Source organism: Enterobacter sp. SORGH_AS_0287, from assembly GCF_031453695.1.
GTDB classification, from domain to species: domain Bacteria; phylum Pseudomonadota; class Gammaproteobacteria; order Enterobacterales; family Enterobacteriaceae; genus Enterobacter; species Enterobacter ludwigii.
The window spans coordinates 397350-414129 of sequence record NZ_JAVIZW010000001.1 but is presented as its reverse complement, the minus strand read 5'-3'; the positions used below and the strand labels follow the sequence as shown (position 1 = coordinate 414129).

14 protein-coding genes and 1 riboswitch are annotated in these 16780 nt (G+C 53.8%); of the genes, 6 read left to right on the top strand and 8 right to left on the bottom strand.

The genetic code is table 11. The features are described 5' to 3' along the window. Window positions 1-12 precede the first annotated feature (12 nt). Together QE396_RS01880 and QE396_RS01875 are read right to left on the bottom strand one after the other, a co-directional pair. A complete protein-coding gene (locus tag QE396_RS01880) occupies window positions 13-843 on the bottom strand; it encodes an AbiJ-NTD4 domain-containing protein (RefSeq protein ID WP_020883229.1) in 831 nt (276 codons plus the stop codon). Window positions 844-881: 38 nt separating this feature from the next. Continuing rightward, entirely contained in the window at window positions 882-2180 is a 1299-nt protein-coding gene (locus QE396_RS01875) for a tyrosine-type recombinase/integrase (RefSeq protein ID WP_032670002.1), read from the bottom strand. A gap of 66 nt (window positions 2181-2246) precedes the next feature. Then, window positions 2247-2343, bottom strand: a riboswitch (TPP riboswitch). 493 nt (window positions 2344-2836) lie between these two features. On the opposite strand from QE396_RS01875, the gene QE396_RS01870 reads away from it, so the two are divergent. Both QE396_RS01870 and QE396_RS01865 read left to right on the top strand, forming a co-directional pair. Continuing rightward, the gene (locus tag QE396_RS01870; RefSeq protein ID WP_014170865.1) at window positions 2837-4213 is read left to right on the top strand and encodes a diaminobutyrate--2-oxoglutarate transaminase; all 1377 of its coding nucleotides are present in this window, start codon (window positions 2837-2839) and stop codon (window positions 4211-4213) included. A gap of 18 nt (window positions 4214-4231) precedes the next feature. Then, window positions 4232-5698, top strand: coding sequence for an aspartate aminotransferase family protein (locus tag QE396_RS01865; RefSeq protein ID WP_020883226.1), 1467 nt, complete (start codon window positions 4232-4234; stop codon window positions 5696-5698). A 36-nt stretch (window positions 5699-5734) separates the two neighbouring features. On the opposite strand, the gene QE396_RS01860 is transcribed toward QE396_RS01865, so the two are convergent. Both QE396_RS01860 and QE396_RS01855 read right to left on the bottom strand, forming a co-directional pair. Then, a complete protein-coding gene (locus QE396_RS01860; RefSeq protein ID WP_020883225.1) occupies window positions 5735-6250 on the bottom strand; it encodes a protein disulfide oxidoreductase in 516 nt (171 codons plus the stop codon). A 70-nt stretch (window positions 6251-6320) separates the two neighbouring features. Beyond that, complete coding sequence (locus tag QE396_RS01855) at window positions 6321-7241, bottom strand: LysR family transcriptional regulator (protein ID WP_165569261.1); 921 nt, start codon at window positions 7239-7241, stop codon at window positions 6321-6323. Window positions 7242-7368: 127 nt separating this feature from the next. Between QE396_RS01855 and QE396_RS01850 the strand changes: the two genes are divergently transcribed. Continuing rightward, the gene (locus QE396_RS01850; protein ID WP_032669933.1) at window positions 7369-9147 is read left to right on the top strand and encodes an adenine deaminase; all 1779 of its coding nucleotides are present in this window, start codon (window positions 7369-7371) and stop codon (window positions 9145-9147) included. A 20-nt stretch (window positions 9148-9167) separates the two neighbouring features. After that, on the top strand, window positions 9168-10511 hold the full coding sequence (locus tag QE396_RS01845; RefSeq protein ID WP_309949754.1) for an NCS2 family permease: 1344 nt from the start codon (window positions 9168-9170) through the stop codon (window positions 10509-10511). Here QE396_RS01845 and QE396_RS01840 read toward each other — a convergent pair. From QE396_RS01840 to QE396_RS01830, 3 genes are read right to left on the bottom strand one after another with little or no spacing between them, the layout of a single operon-like run. After that, window positions 10508-12706, bottom strand: coding sequence for a polysaccharide biosynthesis tyrosine autokinase (locus tag QE396_RS01840; protein WP_309949751.1), 2199 nt, complete (start codon window positions 12704-12706; stop codon window positions 10508-10510). The two genes, QE396_RS01845 and QE396_RS01840, sit on opposite strands and share 4 nt — an antisense overlap. Beyond that, on the bottom strand, window positions 12706-13155 hold the full coding sequence (locus QE396_RS01835; protein ID WP_020883220.1) for a protein-tyrosine-phosphatase: 450 nt from the start codon (window positions 13153-13155) through the stop codon (window positions 12706-12708). The genes QE396_RS01840 and QE396_RS01835 overlap by 1 nt, the downstream gene beginning before the upstream one ends. Continuing rightward, window positions 13155-14294, bottom strand: coding sequence for a polysaccharide export protein (locus tag QE396_RS01830; RefSeq protein ID WP_309949748.1), 1140 nt, complete (start codon window positions 14292-14294; stop codon window positions 13155-13157). Before QE396_RS01830 ends, QE396_RS01835 begins: the two co-directional genes overlap by 1 nt. Window positions 14295-14783: 489 nt before the next feature. Here QE396_RS01830 and QE396_RS01825 point away from each other — a divergent pair, with 489 nt between their 5' ends. Then, window positions 14784-15116 carry an RcnB family protein gene (locus QE396_RS01825; protein ID WP_008500887.1) on the top strand — a complete coding sequence of 111 codons (333 nt, stop codon included), beginning with the start codon at window positions 14784-14786 and terminating at the stop codon, window positions 15114-15116. Next, window positions 15091-15546, top strand: a complete 456-nt coding sequence (locus QE396_RS01820; RefSeq protein ID WP_404997241.1) for a GNAT family N-acetyltransferase — start codon at window positions 15091-15093, stop codon at window positions 15544-15546. The genes QE396_RS01825 and QE396_RS01820 overlap by 26 nt, the downstream gene beginning before the upstream one ends. A gap of 94 nt (window positions 15547-15640) precedes the next feature. On the opposite strand, the gene apbC is transcribed toward QE396_RS01820, so the two are convergent. Beyond that, on the bottom strand, window positions 15641-16750 hold the full coding sequence (gene apbC, locus QE396_RS01815) for an iron-sulfur cluster carrier protein ApbC (RefSeq protein ID WP_020883218.1): 1110 nt from the start codon (window positions 16748-16750) through the stop codon (window positions 15641-15643). Between the last annotated feature and the right edge of the window lie 30 nt (window positions 16751-16780).

Below are 16780 nucleotides of genomic sequence, written 5' to 3'. Positions count from 1 at the left end.
GCATTATAATAATTAATCACTCATCTTAGAAATAAGATAATTACTGAATGCACTACAGATGACTAACATATAACGAGCCTCTTCTAAGGTTGGCTCTTCACTTCCATCCATTAAAGCGTGACGTATTCCACCCTGGTCACTTGTATATCCGTATAGTTGTTGGAAGGCTCGTTTCATTGCTGGATGAATATGGCCTTTATCCTCAATGGTTTTAAGACAGTCCCCAAGTGTTCCTTTATCATTACCAGAGATTTTTTTGCAGAGGGATTCAATAGCAGAAATAGATTCTTTAATTGAGTTTCTAAAGTCAGGTTGTTCCCTGTTAGATAGTAACTCTAATGCACATTCGAAATGTTTTCTTGAAGAATCACTGCCAGTGTCAATCCCTTCTTGTATGCTTTCAACCTCAACAGGGGTGGACACAGGAACAACCATACCCTCAATAATGGAGTACGCTAATCCTTCAGATTTGAAAACAGAATTCAAATAGATTGATAAATCATCGAAGCTTGTCCCTTGAGTTTCATTAACAATAAACTCAATAAGGTCGTAAACATGATACCAAGGAGCGCTAATTATAGCCCTCTTAACCTCCCCTACTAAATCTGGGGCACCTACGGTAGATCGGTATATTGGTACTTTAGACGAATCATTTTTTAAAAAATTAATCCATACACTTCTAACAATATTTTCCACAGCATCGTTGCTCTGACTTTTATACCTCAATAGCTCCTCATGGATGCAGTTCCATATAACCATTCTGGAGTCTTTAGAAATACTCTCCAGCTGAATTACTTCTTCAACTTTAACGTGTCCATATCTTTGAGAGAACGGTCTAGCCATCGCTTATGTGCCTTATCGCTGTGTTAGTTATGAAGCGTTTAACGCCAGTCAAGTCCATCAATGATATGGCATACAACCGATAGAGGGAAGGTGTGGAGATATCGTCTTGTTATCCCCGTACCGGTTTTCTCATGACCTATGACCTGTTGAAGGTGAGTAATGTCATTCATCCAACCGGAGGCCACAGTGACAACGCTATGCCTGAAGCTGTGAACAATACGCCGTTGATTTTGGATATCCCTGTATGGGATGTGTAAAGCGTCCCTAATATCAGACAACACCTTACCAATCTTAGCCATGTTACTTCCTGCCACTTCCGGAAACAGCTTATCAGCTTTCCCCATAACAAATTCTAAGAACCCCAAATCAATTAGATGCTGATGCAAAGGAACCTGTCTCCCTGCGTTATCGGTCTTCCCTTCTTTGATTAGAAGATAGTGACGATTACTATCATCATCAATGCGCACTTGGGATGTGGTGAGGGTGGCTAGCTCTCCCCTTCTAGCTCCAGTGTATGCTAGCAATAAGATAATCCATTTAAGCCAATCCTGTTTAGCCTCTTCGATTTCATACCTAACCAAAGATTTCATTTCGCTATTGGTGTAAGCCCCATATCTCGCAGACGATGGAGGGGCTGTTACGCCGTCAGTAGGAGATACTGAAAGTACGCCTTTATCCTCGGTCAGGTGTGTTTTGAAAAGAGATTTGTAGATTTTAAGATGCTTATGGATTGCCTCAGTTCCTAGCAAATGCTCCTCGGGGATGTCATCACAGGATAAGAGTTGCTCTATTGTCATTGAGCGGTATGGCTGAACAACACGTTTGGGGAGGCCAGTAACAGCTTCCATAACATGTTTGATGTCTTGCCTTGTGATACTTCTTACTTCCCTCTCTGCGCCTAATACAGTTAACATCACCTCCATGTAACGCTCATTAGCGGAGTGAATTGCCGCAGTCCAAGACTTTCCCCTCTCCTTAACGTACCGCTCCCAAGCTTCCCCTAAGGTGAGTACGCTTCTACCCACGGTAATTACATCCACATTATTGATTGGTGCGGTGATGGTGGGCTTTGTATACAAATCAGGTGAAACTCTTGCAGCCCTATAGAGCATTCTGGTCTGGGTGAGTTCTTCAATCCGGCTAGATAGATTTTCCGGGGGACACGTCCCCGCTTTAACATTAAGCACGGAAGGCATTAAAGCTATCATCAATGTATTAGCTTCCCTATGGCTATCCGTAGCAAGGGAACGTCTAAACATTTTACCGTCTGGTAAACAGAATTGGACGTAGTAAATGGAATCGCGGAGGAAGGTGTAACGAATGCGTTTAGTAATCAAAATCAACACAGCCTCTGTCTCAGTGATGAAAGTCAAGTAGACAGAAGAACATTTAACCGATTGAAATATATAAATAATTAACGCCATATGCTGGCATTATCCAGATCAGGTAATACGGGTATTTCTCAGCCTTCATTTAAGAAGGGCACCCCGAGTCATTGGTAAGAATTCACTTACATTTGGCAGATTAGGGGAAGAGTACCAGTGATGCAAGGCCTGTTGATTTCTCGCTTTCATGATTTTGTTATACCAATCAGATGTAATGAGAAGCCTGTAACCGCTATGTCCGGGAATAAAAACAACCTGTCGTGACCCCGGTATTTTGCAGGTAATGTCGAGATAATGCGCTTAAAGGGGCTATCTGCCCCCCTTAACGTCCCTCAATGGCACGATTTGTCACACACTTTCCTCTCTTTTTACAGTCCTGACAAAATACGCGTAACCGGCTGTTTTTGTTTGGCATAAAGCGCAATTTTTATTCTTAAAATGAGGATATTCCCTCCCCCGTACCGCATGTCACAAAACAGTAAACAAATTAACCATTGAGCCTCGTGACAAAAGGCTCTATATTGGCGGCGTTTTTTTCAGGCCCCCATCTGTTTTTTAACTTTTTATTCAATCGTTGCTCATAACGAAGCGGCGGTTGTAGGAGTGATATGATGACGGATAAAGTCCGTATTGACACCGTAGATGCCCACAAAAGCAACGAAACCTATCTGGCCCGTCAGGCCGAGTTTGAATCTAACGTCAGGAGTTATCCGCGCAAACTGCCTTTAGCAATCACTAAAGCAGAAGGCGTGTGGATCACCGATGCAGACAATAAAGAATACCTTGACTGTTTAGCAGGCGCAGGCACCCTTGCGCTTGGACATAACCATCCTGATGTGCTGAAAAGCATCCAAAATGTCATTACCAGCGGCTTGCCGTTACATACTCTGGATCTGACTACGCCTCTGAAAGACGCGTTCTCAGAATATCTGCTCTCTCTGCTGCCTGGTCAGGGCAAAGAGTACTGCCTGCAGTTCACCGGTCCATCCGGTGCTGACGCCGTTGAAGCGGCGCTGAAACTGGCGAAAAAAGTGACCGGTCGTAGCGGTATCATTAGCTTCTCTGGTGGTTACCACGGTATGACTCACGGCGCACTGGCCGTTACCGGCAACCTGTCTCCGAAAGAAGCGGTTAACGGTATGATGCCAGAAGTGCAGTTCATGCCTTACCCACACCAGTACCGTTGCCCACTGGGTATCGGCGGTGAGGCGGGTGTGAAAGCGCTGACCTACTATTTCGAAAACCTGATCAACGACGTTGAAAGCGGCGTGCGTAAACCTGCGGCAGTGATCCTTGAAGCCGTTCAGGGTGAAGGCGGCGTTAACCCGGCTCCGGTTGAGTGGCTGCAGCGCATCCGTAAAGTGACTCAGGAACACGGCATTCTGCTGATCCTCGACGAAGTTCAGGCTGGCTTTGCACGTACCGGTAAATTCTTCGCCTTCGAACACGCGGGCATTGAGCCAGACATCATCGTGATGTCTAAAGCGGTTGGCGGCGGTCTGCCACTGGCGGTACTCGGCATCAAAAAACAGTTCGATGCGTGGGCACCAGGCCACCACACCGGTACCTTCCGCGGCAACCAGCTGGCAATGGCAACCGGTCTGACAACGCTGAAAATCCTGAAAGACCAGAACATCGCGGGCAAAGTGGCCGCACAGGGCGAATGGCTGAAAGGCCAGCTGAACGAGATGGCGAAACGCTATCCGGTTATCGGTCACGTTCGCGGCCTGGGCATGATGATCGGGATTGAGATCGTTAAGCCACACGAAGCGGCAGACCACATGGGTTGCTACCCGGGTGATGGCGAGCTGTCTGCACTGATTCAGAAGAAGTGCTTCGAAGCCGGCCTGATTCTGGAGCGCGGTGGTCGCAACGGTATTGTTCTGCGTCTGCTGCCTTCCCTGCTGATCAGCGATGATGAGCTGAAAGTCTTCCTGGATAAATTCGAGCAGGCACTGCTTGCTGCGGGCGTTCGCCCGGCGTAACCGGAGTTGTTGAACACGATGTCAGATTCAAACCCAATTTTGTTCTCCTCTGCACAGAGCATTGAAGCTTACCAGCAGGCGATTGAACAAAGCACTCAGGCTGTGATGCAGTGGCTGAAACAGCCTGAGATGTATCAGGGCAAAACGGTCGCGGAACTGCGCGACCGTATTAAGCTGGATTTCAACCCGAAAGGGCTGGGCAACGAAGCGGCGATTGAACGCGCCGTGGAGTTCTTCCTGAAAGACAGCCTGTCCGTTCATCACCCGCAGTGTGTGGCGCACCTGCACTGCCCAAGCCTGGTGGTTAGCCAGGCGGCGGAAGTACTGATTAACGCCACTAACCAGAGCATGGACTCCTGGGATCAAAGCCCGTCCGCAACCATCATTGAGATCAAGCTGATCGAATGGCTGCGTACCCGCGTGGGTTATCAGGCTGGCGACGCCGGTGTGTTCACCAGCGGCGGCACGCAGAGCAACCTGATGGGTCTGATGCTGGCCCGTGATGCGTTCTTCGCGCGTCAGGGTCATTCCGTTCAGCAGGACGGCCTGGTTGGCGATCTGCGTAAAATCCGCGTGCTGTGCTCTGAAAACGCACACTTCTCCGTGCAGAAGAACATGGCGCTGATGGGTCTGGGCTACCAGTCCGTCGTGCAGGTGAAAACGGATGAATTCTCGCGCATGGATCTCAACGATCTGGCAGCGAAAATTGAGCAGTGCAATGCTAACGGCGAGCAGATCCTGGCGATTGTTGCCACTGCCGGTACTACCGATGCAGGTGCAATCGATCCGCTGCGTGCCATTGCTGAACTGGCGGCGAAACAGAATATCTGGGTACACGTTGATGCGGCCTGGGGCGGCGCGCTGCTGATGTCTGAGCAGTATCGTCACTACCTGGACGGTATCGAGCTGGTGGATTCCGTTACTCTGGACTTCCACAAGCAGTTCTTCCAGACCATCAGCTGCGGTGCGTTCCTGCTCAAAGAAGCGCGCCACTATGAGCTGATGCGCTATCAGGCGGCCTATCTGAACTCTGAGTTCGATGAAGAAGCTGGCGTGCCTAACCTGGTGTCCAAATCTCTGCAGACGACCCGTCGTTTCGACGCGCTGAAGCTGTGGATGAGCCTGGAAGCACTGGGTCAGGAACAATACGCGGCGATCATCGATCACGGTGTTACGCTGGCACAGCAGGTTGCGGCTTACGTGAAAGAGCAGACTGCTCTGGAACTGGTTATGCAGCCGCAGCTGGCAAGCGTACTGTTCCGCTTCCGTGGACAGGTACAGATGGACGACGCGGGTATCGCCCTGCTGAACCAGAAAATTGGTGATGCGCTGCTGGAATCCGGCCGTGCTAACGTCGGCGTGACCGAGCATAACGGCGTCACCTGCCTGAAGCTGACTCTGCTGAACCCAACCGTGACCCTGGAGGACATTAAAGTCCTGCTGTCGCTGGTTGAGCGTACCGCACAGGAAGTTCTGGCGAAGTAATATCCAGCCCCTCTTCCGCCGGAAGAGGGGCTCTCTTTACAGCCCTGCCCACCACAGTCTGAGCTTCATTCCCCAGTAACTTGTCCACCCCGTAGTAGTACTGACCACTTCCCCCTTCGACACGATCACCAGCGTCGGTGTTACGCTCACCTGCCACGCCTGTGACAGCGCACCGTTGGCATCGTTGACCACCGGCATGACCAGCTGTTTCTTATCGACCCAGCGCGCCAGCTTTGCATCGTCGCCGGAACGCATGGCGATACTCACGACGTTGCCACCCTGTTCTGCCAGCGTATTGACCGAGGGCGTCGTAAACCGGCAGATGCTGCACCAGGTTGCCCATACGTATATCAGCAGCGGGCGTTCCTGGCTGAGTGCCGTTATATCGTGGATCTTTCCGTCGATGCTGTGCATCGGTGCAGCGCTAAAGCTGGCGGGGAGTGTGGGCTTGCGGTATTGATCCACGCCCCACATGACGGCCAGCGCGAGCAGAAAGAAGATGATCCCTTCCCGCGCCCAGCGGCGCAGTCGACTGAATGTGCGGTTTTCCATTGTGACCTCTTGATGAATCGGCGGTCATCTTAGCGAGCAATGCGCCATCACGCTGTAAAGAAGTGTCGGGTCATTTCGTTCGCAACGTGTCGGCCATCAGCGTAAAGCAGGATTCGATAAGCGGAGGAAGCGGCTGCGGCGCGCGCATTAACGCCACCGTGCGGGCCAGGGCCGGTTGTTGAAGATGTACCACCCTGAGCTGCGGGTCCTGAAGGTGCGTGGTATAGAGCTGCGGTAAAATCGCCACGGCGAGTTTCGAGCGCACCAGACCGTACAAAGTTTCGATGTAGTCCACCTGATAGCGTGTCGGCAACGACAAACGGTGGCTTTCCGCGAGCGCCGCAACCAGACGCTGAATATTGCCTTTTGAGAACACGGCGATATCCCGCCCTGCCAGTTGCTTCCAGGGCAGGTGCGCCGACACGGCCAGCGGATCGTCGCTGTGAATGACCGCGACAAACGGGTCATCCTGCAAGGGAAACACGTTCAGCTGGCCGGGAACAGAGTTATCGAGCGCACCAATGCCGAAATCAATCTGCCCTTTCAGCAACTGGGCCACCAGCGCATCGTTGGTTTGATCGTGAAATTCCACCCTGAGGCGGGGAAAAGCCTGCGCGAGCGTCCGGGGCAACAAGGGGAACAGCAGCGAACTCACGGAAGGGATCAGCCCGATACGCACCGTACCTTCTCCGCCCGCCTGAACAATGTGCTGCATGTCGTCAAACGCAAGCTGCGCCACGCTGAGCACCCGCTGCGCGTGCGGCAGGATGGCATTGCCAAGCTCCGTCAACGTCACGGCCGAGGCGGTCCGGTTAACCAGTTTGCCCCCAAGCACCGTCTCGATTTGCCGCAACGCACTGCTGAGCGCCGGCTGGCTGATAGCCAGTTTGCTGGCGGTATCAGTAAAATGACGCAGCTGCGCCAGAGTGACAAAATACTGTAGCTGTCGAAGAGAGAGCGCGGGCAAGCGCTGCCAGGGTTCCGTCATGATTATCCATTACATTACGCGCGTCACAGAATAACCCGGGGTTATCGGGCGATAAATTTTATCAGCTGGGCAAACGTTTGCCGTGTGCATAGAGTAGCGTCATTATTTTGATGCTGGAACTGTTAATTGCATGACTGCTGAAACCCGACGCCGCGCCGTTCAGGCTGCACGAGGCGAAATGCCCTTTGACCTGCTGCTCACCGATACCCGTATTGTGGATATGGTCACCGGTGAGATCCGCGAAGCGGATGTCGGTATCGTGGGCTCACTGATTGCCAGCGTCCATCCGCGCGGCAGCCGCAAGGACGCGTATGAGACCCACGCGCTGAAAAACCAGTTTCTGTCGCCAGGGCTGATGGATACCCACGTCCACCTTGAAAGCTCCCATCTTATGCCCGCCCGCTACGCGGAGATTGTGCTTGCACAGGGCACCACGGCGGTCTTCTGGGATCCGCATGAACTGGCCAACGTGCTGGGCATTGACGGCGTCCGTTTTGCCATTGAGGCCAGCCGCAATCTGCCGCTGCAGGTGATGGTCGCCGCGCCTTCAAGCGTGCCCTCAACGCCCGGCCTGGAAATGTCCGGGGCGGATTTTGCCGGAGACGAGATGAACACCCTGCTTGGCTGGCCGGAAGTGCGCGGTGTGGCTGAAGTGATGGACATGCACGGGGTGCTTAATGGCAGCCAGCGTATGCTTGAAATTATGCAGGCCGGGCTCGACAGCGGAAAGCTGATTGAAGGCCATGCCCGCGGTCTCAGCGGTGCGGATTTACAGGCTTATCTGGCAGCAGGCGTGACTTCTGACCATGAGTTAACGTCAGCTGACGATGCGCTGGAAAAACTGCGTGCCGGGCTGACGCTGGAGATCCGCGGTTCGCACCCTTATCTGCTGCCCGATATTGTCAGCGCCCTGAAAACGCTCCCCCATCTTTCGTCTCACATCACGGTTTGTACCGATGATGTTCCGCCAGACATCCTCATGGAAAAAGGCGGGATCATCGCGCTGCTGAACCTGCTGATTGAACATGGATTAGCGGCCACCGACGCACTGCGTTTTGCAACGCTCAATGCGGCCATACGCCTGCAGCGTAACGACCTGGGGCTGATTGCCGCCGGGCGTCGCGCGGATCTGGTGGTGTTTGACTCGCTGGATAAACTGACGGCGCGCCAGGTCTACGTCGCCGGAAAGCTGATTGCCCGGGACGGGGCAACGCTCGAACCTGTTGCTGATACGCCTCTTACGTTGCCGCGTGATACCGTACGGTTGCCTGCCCTGACCGCTGATGATTTTTGCATGCGCATTGGCAACGCGAACCATGGCGTGGCTCGCTTGCGCCACATCTGCGGCGCGCGCTTTACCCGCTGGGGTGAAACAGATGTGCAGGTGCGCAACGGGTGCGTGCAGATCCCGGACGGCTTTAGCCTGATCTGGGTTCAGCATCGCCATGCCCGTCATGCAGCAAAACCGCAAATTGCCCTGCTTGAAGGCTGGGGGGAACTGCGTGGGGCGATTGCCACCAGCTACTCGCACGACTCTCACAACCTGGTGGTTCTGGGCCGCGATCCGAACGATATGGCGCTGGCTGCCAATACGCTTATCAACAGCGGTGGTGGCATGGCGCTGGCGCAACAGGGTGACGTGATTGCCCACGTTGCCATGCCGATTGCGGGCATGCTGTCGGAACTGCCACCTGCCGAGCTGGCGCTGCAGTTCAGGACGCTGCGCGATCGCAGCAGTCTGATTGCCGACTGGGAACCGCCGTATCGGGTCTTTAAGGCCATCGAAGGAACCTGCCTTGCCTGTAATGCCGGGCCACATTTGACCGATCTTGGACTGACCGATGGCAGCACGCGCCAGATTGTCGATCCGCTGATTTCTTACCGGGAAACCCCGGACAACACACAATAATATCGAAGGAGAGCCGGATAATGGCCGACAATACCGTTAATTCGCCAGCACAAGGGCGCTGGCTTGAACGTCGTTTTGCACTCCGTGCACGCGGGAGCACCGTGCGCACCGAGTGCCTGGCGGGTATCACCGGTTTTCTCGCCGCCGCCTATTTGCTGGTGGTGATCCCGGGGCTGCTGGCCGTGGGAGGAATGGATAAAGGCGCCGCGACCACGGGCACCATTCTGGTCTTCGTTGCCGGGACGCTGCTGATGGCGTTTTACGCCAACCTGCCGTTTATCGTCGGGCCAGGAATTGGTGGCTCGGTGCTGGTCGGGGTGACGCTTGCGGGCAGTGAAGGCATTGGCTGGCAAATTGGTCTGGGTATCGCCTGCTGGTCGGGGATTTTATTCTTTCTGCTGACCCGGTTTGGCCTGCGTGAAGTGGTGACCCGCTCGGTGCCGCAGTCCATCAAGCTGGGGCTGACGGCCTCCATCGGGCTGTTTGTCGCCGTACTCGGTTTCCGCAACGCCGGGCTGGTGCTGGCGAATGCCAAAACGAACGCACTGATGCTGGGAGATTTTTTATCACCCGGTGCGCTGGTGGCGTTGCTCGGCCTGTTCCTGGCTATCGGCCTGCAGGCTCGTCGTATTCCGGGTGCGATCCTGTGGGCTATCCTGCTCGCGACCCTCGTGGGTATTCCGATGGGCGTCACGAAATTACCCGCCAGTTTTATCGATGTGCCCCACTCCATCGCTCCCGTCCTCGGGCATGTCGATATGCTGGGCGCGCTGAATATTGCCTTTCTGCCGTTCCTGTTTGTCTTCTTCGCCTCCGAGTTTTTCTCCACCATGGGAACAACGCTGGCAGTGGGCGGGGAAGCAGGGCTGCTGGATGAAGAAGGCAATATGCCAAACATTAACCGCCCGTTTATGGTGGACTCCATTGCCGCCGCAATTGGCCCGTGGGTAGGCATCCCTGCCGCCACGGCGCTGATTGAATCGTCCGCAGCCGCGGAAGCCGGCGGCAAAACCGGCATGACCGCGTTGGCCGCGGCGGTAATGTTCCTGCTGATGCTGCTGTTTACCCCTGTGGCGCTGATGATCCCGAAAGAAGCCACGGCGCCCGCCCTGATCCTCATCGGGCTGAATATGTTTAGCGGTTTACGTAAGGTTGATCTGGCGAACTTCACCGACGGCTTGCCGGTGTTGATGATGGTAATGATTACGCTGATTGCCAACAGTTTCGGGACCGGTATTGCGGGCGGGCTGCTGTTTTATATCGTTATCAAAGCGATTGCCGGGAAATGGCGCGATATCCCCGTCGGTCTGTGGATCCTCGCCATTCCCCTGGTGTATTACTTCGCCACGCTGGTGAAGCACTAACCCTCACGCCGCTTTTCCTTCGGGGTATAGCCGTAATCGAAATGGCTATACCCCGCGCTGTAATACAGAGCCGCAGATTTCACGATATCATTGAGAATGGCACCGTTCACCTGCACACCCATCTGCTGCAGACGCTTTACACAGTTTTCCGTCTCTTTCACGTTGGTTTTACCAAAGCGGGCAACCAGTAACGTGGTTGCGGCCACTCTGGCAATCAGCACCGCATCGGTCACGGCCAGCACCGGCGGTGTATCAACGATAACAACGTCATAGTGTGCATTCATCCCCGACATCACCTCCTGGAAGCGTTCTCCCATGAGCAGCTCCACGGGACGTAACGGCTGGGGACCACAGGTCAGAACATCAAAGCCCGCCTTATCAACGCGCTGGATCGCCTCCTGCCATGCCACATTTCCCTCAAGGACAGCGGATAATCCGTGATGGTTGTTCAGCTTAAAGAGATTATGCACATAGCCTTTACGCATATCCGCATCGATAAAGAGCACCCGCTTTCCGGCCTGAGCCGCTATTGATGCCAGTGACGTGCTGACCAGCGTTTTGCCGCAATTCTGCGTGGGGCCCGTAATCACCACGATCTGGTTTGAGGCGTCCATCATCGTGAAATGCAGGCTGGTACGCAGTCCACGCATCGCTTCAACAAACATATCCGCTGGCCGGTCTGTGGGCAGGAAGGGGATATCCGAGGTTTTGTGTTTCCCGTGGGGCGCCAAAAAGTGCTTTCGGCGCAAATGCGTTTTTTTCCACAGCCAGACCGAGCGCGGCAGCGTCGCCAGAACCGGCATCCCCTGCTCTTCTATTTGCTCAGACGAGGTGATCCCTCGCCGACAGGCAGTACGAACCAACACCCAGCCCATGGAGACCATCAGCCCTAACAGCACACCAGGCAGAATAATAAGCGCTTTACGGGGCTTTATTGGCTCAGGTTGCGTAACCGCGGTATCAATGATCCGCACGTTGCCGATGGCGCTGGAGCGTGAAATGTTCAGTTCCTGTTGGCGTGTCAGCAGCTGCAGGTAAATGGTACGCCCGGACTCGACATCACGGCTCAGGCGCAACACTTCCTGCTGGGTAGAAGGCATAGATGAAACCCGGCTGTTCAGGCGCGCGCGTCCCTCTTCGAGCGTTTGTCGCTTCTCCCGTAATGCGCGATAGGTCGGGTGATCCTTTTTGAAAAGCTGAGAAACCTCTGCCTCACGAAAGGTCAGTTCGTTGAGTTGATTTTCCACGTTAACAACCTGATCCAGTACGGACTTCGCCTCAAGGGATAAGTCGACGGAATCGCGCTTCGCCCGATAGGCATTAAGTCGTGCTTCGGCCTCATCCAGTTCGTGACGGACCTTAGGCAACTGCTCCTGTAAAAACGCCAGACTTCGGGAATCCTGTGCCTCCTGGCGCGCAATATTCTGGCTGAGATAATTTTCAGCAATCGTATTGAGCACCACCGCTATCCTGTCCGGGTCTTCACCCGTCAGCGTCAGGGTGATCATACCGCTCTGTTTACCGGATTCCGCGACAAAGAGTCTCTTCTGCAGCGCGTTAATTGCCTCAAGCCTGGTAAAGGCTTGAAGGGTAAATTGAGTCCCCGGCTCCGCGCTGAGCGAGGTCACCAGAAGGGTGACCCCGTCTTTCACCAGCCGTTTGCCAACCCTACCGTCAGCCTTAAGCGTCTCCCCTTCCAGGCGATACCGGCCCTGCCCCAGCGCGGTCAGGACAATCGCTTGCGGTTTCCCCTCCTGCTGGGGCAGGGTAAGCTCACCTATCGTCATGTTGCCCGGTTTACTGCCGCGTAGACGTTCCCAGAGGCGCCCCACAACCGGGAGAACGCGCTGTTTTACCTGATATGTCAGCCCCAGATTATCAACGGTTCCCCCCAGGATCATGCGCGATTTAAGCAGCAACAGTTCAGGTTCAGCGTCGGGTGAAAGGTCAGACCCAAACTGGCTTAAGCTTTTAAGCAACGAGTTGTCCTGCTTTGCTTCTATCTGTACCAGGGCATCCGCCTGGTAGACCGGCGTGGCGCTAAACGCGTAGAGCCCCGCGCACACCGTAAACAGGAGCGTGACCAGCCCGATTAGCATGCGGTGATCAATCATCTCAGCAAGTAGCTGCATAAGATCGATTTCATTACTGTGCGGTGCGGCAGCACCGTATTTGTCTGATGTATGAGAAGACATTAACGCTTCATTCCTTTTTGACCCACACGACGAGCCCATTCCTGACTGGCTTTTACCAGCTGCCCGAAAACATATTCAAACGCTTCACGACTTTTGCGGTAAGGATCGGGAATGTCCCTGTTTTCCAGCCATTGGCCAAACAGCAGCGATTTTCCGCGACATTCGGGCGACACAGCGGCAATAAAACGCAGGTGCTCCGGCTCCATCACCAGAATCAAATCGGAGGTTTGCAACATGCTGCGCGTCATCTTGCGTGCCACGTGCCCCTCCAGCGAAACGCCGTAACACCGGGCCACCTCCCGTGCAGTTGCATCCGCCGGGCGTCCTTCAAATCCGTAAATCCCAGCCGATGTCACAAGTCTGCCGGGCAGCTGTTGTCGCAACAGCCGCTCCCCCATCGGCGAACGGCAAATATTGCCGGTGCAAACCACTAAGATTGAGTTGAACATTATTGCGGCCATGAACGGATGAAGCGGACGGTTTCGGTCAGGTCATGGACACCGCTGATGGTGGGTACCAGCTGTGTGATCACGCGATTCCAGCGTGACAACGGCGCGGTGGTGACGTAGACAATGTCATACGGTTCCAGCTGGAATTCCGTCCCCAGTACCATCGCGGAGGCATCCTTCGCATTGAGCTGATAGATATTGGCAATTTTGTCCGTCGCCCCTTTTTTCGCTACCGAGCGAATAACAAAAATCCCGGTTGCATCGGCCATATTCTGATCCAGCCCGCCTGCATTCCCCAGGGCTTCCGCCAGGGTCATTCCGCTACGATCCATCTTCAGCGTGCTCTGCTTCACCACCTCGCCCATCACGAACACTTTTAAGGCATCGTTACGCGGAACAAAGAGGATATCGCCCGGATACAGCAGCTTATTCTGGCTTAAATCACCGTGCTGCATCAGCGCATAGAGCGAAAGGCGCGCGTCCTGGCCATTATGCGTGAGGACCACGTTACGCCAGTCGGCATCCGCGGAAAGCCCACCTGCGGCGTTGACCGCGTCCATTACCGTCAACGGAATATTGGTTATCGGTTGCTGGCCTGATTTTGCCACCTCTCCCGTCACATAGGCTTTTTGTGAGCGGAAAGACGCCACGCTGACATCCACCTGCGGGCTCTCAATAACCTTCTCCAGTTGTGCGGTGATTGCTTCACGCACCTGCGCGACCGTTTTGCCTGCAACATGCAGTTTTCCGACGTAGGGATAGAAGAGCGTTCCATCCGCATTCACCCAGTTACCCGCGTCACTCGCGGCACGATACTGCCCTGCGGGCGTGGTTAATTCCGGATGATCCCAGACGGTGACCGTCAGGATGTCGCCGGTGCCTATGCGGTATTCCCAGTTTTTGACCTGCTCATCCAGAGTAGGATTTGCCTGAGATTTGAGGACAGGCGGTCGCAATCTTTCAATGAGCGCCGGGGTCAGGGGATAAATTTCCACGTGTTGATCGAGCTGATAATTCGCTTCTCCGTCAGCCATGACTTTTTTCCCGGTAATGCTGAGATCCTGACCTGGCGAAAATACGCAACCAGTTAACTGGCCGACTGAAAGAAATAAAAGTGAAAATAGCGTTGTATTTTTCATTTATATAAAAAGTTCTTTTATTGTTATGTTTGTTGTTAAACAGATAAAAAATAAATTCATTTACATTAAAATTTTCAACGGGTTATTGTTTTAGCGGACGTATTACAAAAAACAGACAACGTTTCCCTTCCTGGCGATAAAAAAGCAAAATCGTTCCCATTCTTTTGGAAAAAATGGAAAGAGATTGATGTCATACGGAGGCGATATTAAATGTTCTTACGTGGGAAAGCATGCGTTGAACAGTCCATTTGCGAAGTGAGAAGGTATTTTCAGAATTGATTAATGAAATAATAAATATTGGAAATATCAAACTCGGGAGATATTGACTGTAGTGATACTGCACACGTCATTACGACTACACAAAACCGTCCACTTTTGTTACATTTTTTTTCAAACACACCATGCTTTGGTACTTAAAATGGACCGTCTGCCTCGCGTTCCATGAACCCGCAGACGAAAAGTATCTGTAACGATATCACTGGAGAAAAAATGGCTAAGCGTAAATTGCTGCTTCTGGGTGTATTACTGTCTCTGGCGGGTTCCGCGTTTTCTGCCCCGCAAACCGCCGCTGCGCCATCAGGCATTAAAGCCTATGAGGAACAAGAGTTCATCGCTGATTTCACCAAATTCAAGATTGGCGACACCGCACCGGCGCAGTATCAAACGCCTGAGTACACCATTAAACAGTACCAGCTGCGTAACCTGCCGGCCCCGGATGCGGGTACCCACTGGACCTATATGGGCGAGAACTACGTCCTGATTGGCGATGCAGATGGCAAAATCTACAAAGCCTACAATGGAGATATCTTCTATCACCGCTAATGACATTTTAATTCGGCCCTGGCAGGAGAGCGATCGCCCCTTTTTGCGAACACTCTATCTCCACGCACGGCGCGAGGCCTGGCCATGGCTGGACGGTTCCGAGTGGCAGCTTGAAGACTTTGACGCGGCAACCCGCGACGAAGTGATTTGGGTGGCCGTTCAGGACGGGCATCGACTGGGTTTTGCGTCGGTGTGGACGAACGACAACTTCCTGCATAATCTGTTTGTCGATCCGCAGTATCAAGGTCTGGGCGTCGGTCATTTGCTCCTTGAACAGGTGCAAAACGCGTTCACCAGTACGGGTTCGCTGAAGTGTCTGGTAAAAAATGAGCGGGCTGTTGCCTTTTACCAGCGCCACGGCTGGCATATTGAAGCGAAGGGTGACTCGCCGGAAGGCGAGTACTTTTTAATGCATTACGTACAGCGTTAAACGCGGGTGACGCTTCGCTGAGCCGGCCTACAACACGTTATCTCCGTAGGCCGGGTAAGGCGCAAACGCCGCCCGGCAATTCAGACTAAAGCACTCACACCGCGCGAAACGCAATTTCACTCGGGATGACTTCGCCCTGCCAGTAAAGCTGCGCCGCAACGCGCCCCGCCAGCTGTCGATACATCTCTGCAAATTCACTGTCCGGACGGCTGACGACCGTCGGCTTCCCGCTGTCCAGATCTTCACGCAGCGAGATGTGCAGCGGCATCTGCCCAAGCAATTGGGTGTGATACTGCGCAGCCAGTTTTTCTGCCCCACCGGTGCCAAAGATAGGCTCATGGTGTCCGCAGTTGCTGCAGATATGCATGCTCATGTTCTCGACAATACCCAACACCGGCACGTCCACTTTCTCGAACATCACGATGCCTTTTTTGGCGTCGATCAGCGCGATATCCTGCGGGGTGGTTACCACGACCGCTCCCGTGACCGGAATGTTTTGCGCCAGCGTCAGCTGAATGTCACCGGTGCCCGGCGGCATATCCAGCACCAGATAATCCAGATCGGGCCACATTGTCTCCTGCAACATCTGCATCAGCGCTTTGCTGGCCATCGGGCCACGCCACACCATGGCGTTATCGTCAGTCACCAGATAACCAATGGAGTTGGTTGCCAGACCGTGGGCCATGATCGGTGCCATGTGCGTGCCATCCGGCGAGGTCGGGCGCTGGTTTTCCGCGCCCAGCATGTTAGGCACAGACGGTCCGTAAATATCGGCGTCCAGAATACCGACTTTCGCCCCTTCGGCTGCCAGCGCGAGCGCCAGGTTTACCGCCGTGGAGGATTTACCCACCCCACCCTTGCCTGAACTGACGGCAATGATGTTTTTCACGCCGTTCACGCCCGGGTGGTTTTTCACACGCTTGAGGGTGGCGATGCTGTGGGTCAGCTTCCAGTCAATGGCTTTCGCGCCGGTAATGCGCAACAGCTCAGAGCTGGTTTGCTCTTTCAGCGCGTCAAACGCGCTGGTCCAGACGAAGGGCATCTGCAGCTCGATGTGCAGCGTATCGTCCAGCCATGCGACATGGTGTAACGCTTTCAGCGTGGTGAGATTGTGCTTCAGGGTTGGATGCTGAAAGTTAGCCAGCGTCCCGGCGACCATTGCTCTTAAGGCTTCCGGTGATTTGGCCTGGGATTGAGAACTCATCCCGACTCCTTTGTTCTTGTGAATAAGACC

Bases quoted from the DNA above. Each gene is read 5' to 3' on its own strand.
- QE396_RS01840 (WP_309949751.1), bottom strand. From the start codon at position 12,706: ATGTCTTCTCATACATCAGACAAATACGGTGCTGCCGCACCGCACAGT.
- QE396_RS01870 (WP_014170865.1), top strand. From the start codon at position 2,837: ATGATGACGGATAAAGTCCGTATTGACACCGTAGATGCCCACAAAAGC.
- QE396_RS01830 (WP_309949748.1), bottom strand. From the start codon at position 14,294: ATGAAAAATACAACGCTATTTTCACTTTTATTTCTTTCAGTCGGCCAG.
- QE396_RS01880 (WP_020883229.1), bottom strand. From the start codon at position 843: ATGGCTAGACCGTTCTCTCAAAGATATGGACACGTTAAAGTTGAAGAA.
- apbC (WP_020883218.1), bottom strand. From the start codon at position 16,750: ATGAGTTCTCAATCCCAGGCCAAATCACCGGAAGCCTTAAGAGCAATG.
- QE396_RS01825 (WP_008500887.1), top strand. From the start codon at position 14,784: ATGGCTAAGCGTAAATTGCTGCTTCTGGGTGTATTACTGTCTCTGGCG.
- QE396_RS01820 (WP_404997241.1), top strand. From the start codon at position 15,091: ATGGAGATATCTTCTATCACCGCTAATGACATTTTAATTCGGCCCTGG.
- QE396_RS01845 (WP_309949754.1), top strand. From the start codon at position 9,168: ATGGCCGACAATACCGTTAATTCGCCAGCACAAGGGCGCTGGCTTGAA.
- QE396_RS01835 (WP_020883220.1), bottom strand. From the start codon at position 13,155: ATGTTCAACTCAATCTTAGTGGTTTGCACCGGCAATATTTGCCGTTCG.
- QE396_RS01850 (WP_032669933.1), top strand. From the start codon at position 7,369: ATGACTGCTGAAACCCGACGCCGCGCCGTTCAGGCTGCACGAGGCGAA.
- QE396_RS01865 (WP_020883226.1), top strand. From the start codon at position 4,232: ATGTCAGATTCAAACCCAATTTTGTTCTCCTCTGCACAGAGCATTGAA.
- QE396_RS01860 (WP_020883225.1), bottom strand. From the start codon at position 6,250: ATGGAAAACCGCACATTCAGTCGACTGCGCCGCTGGGCGCGGGAAGGG.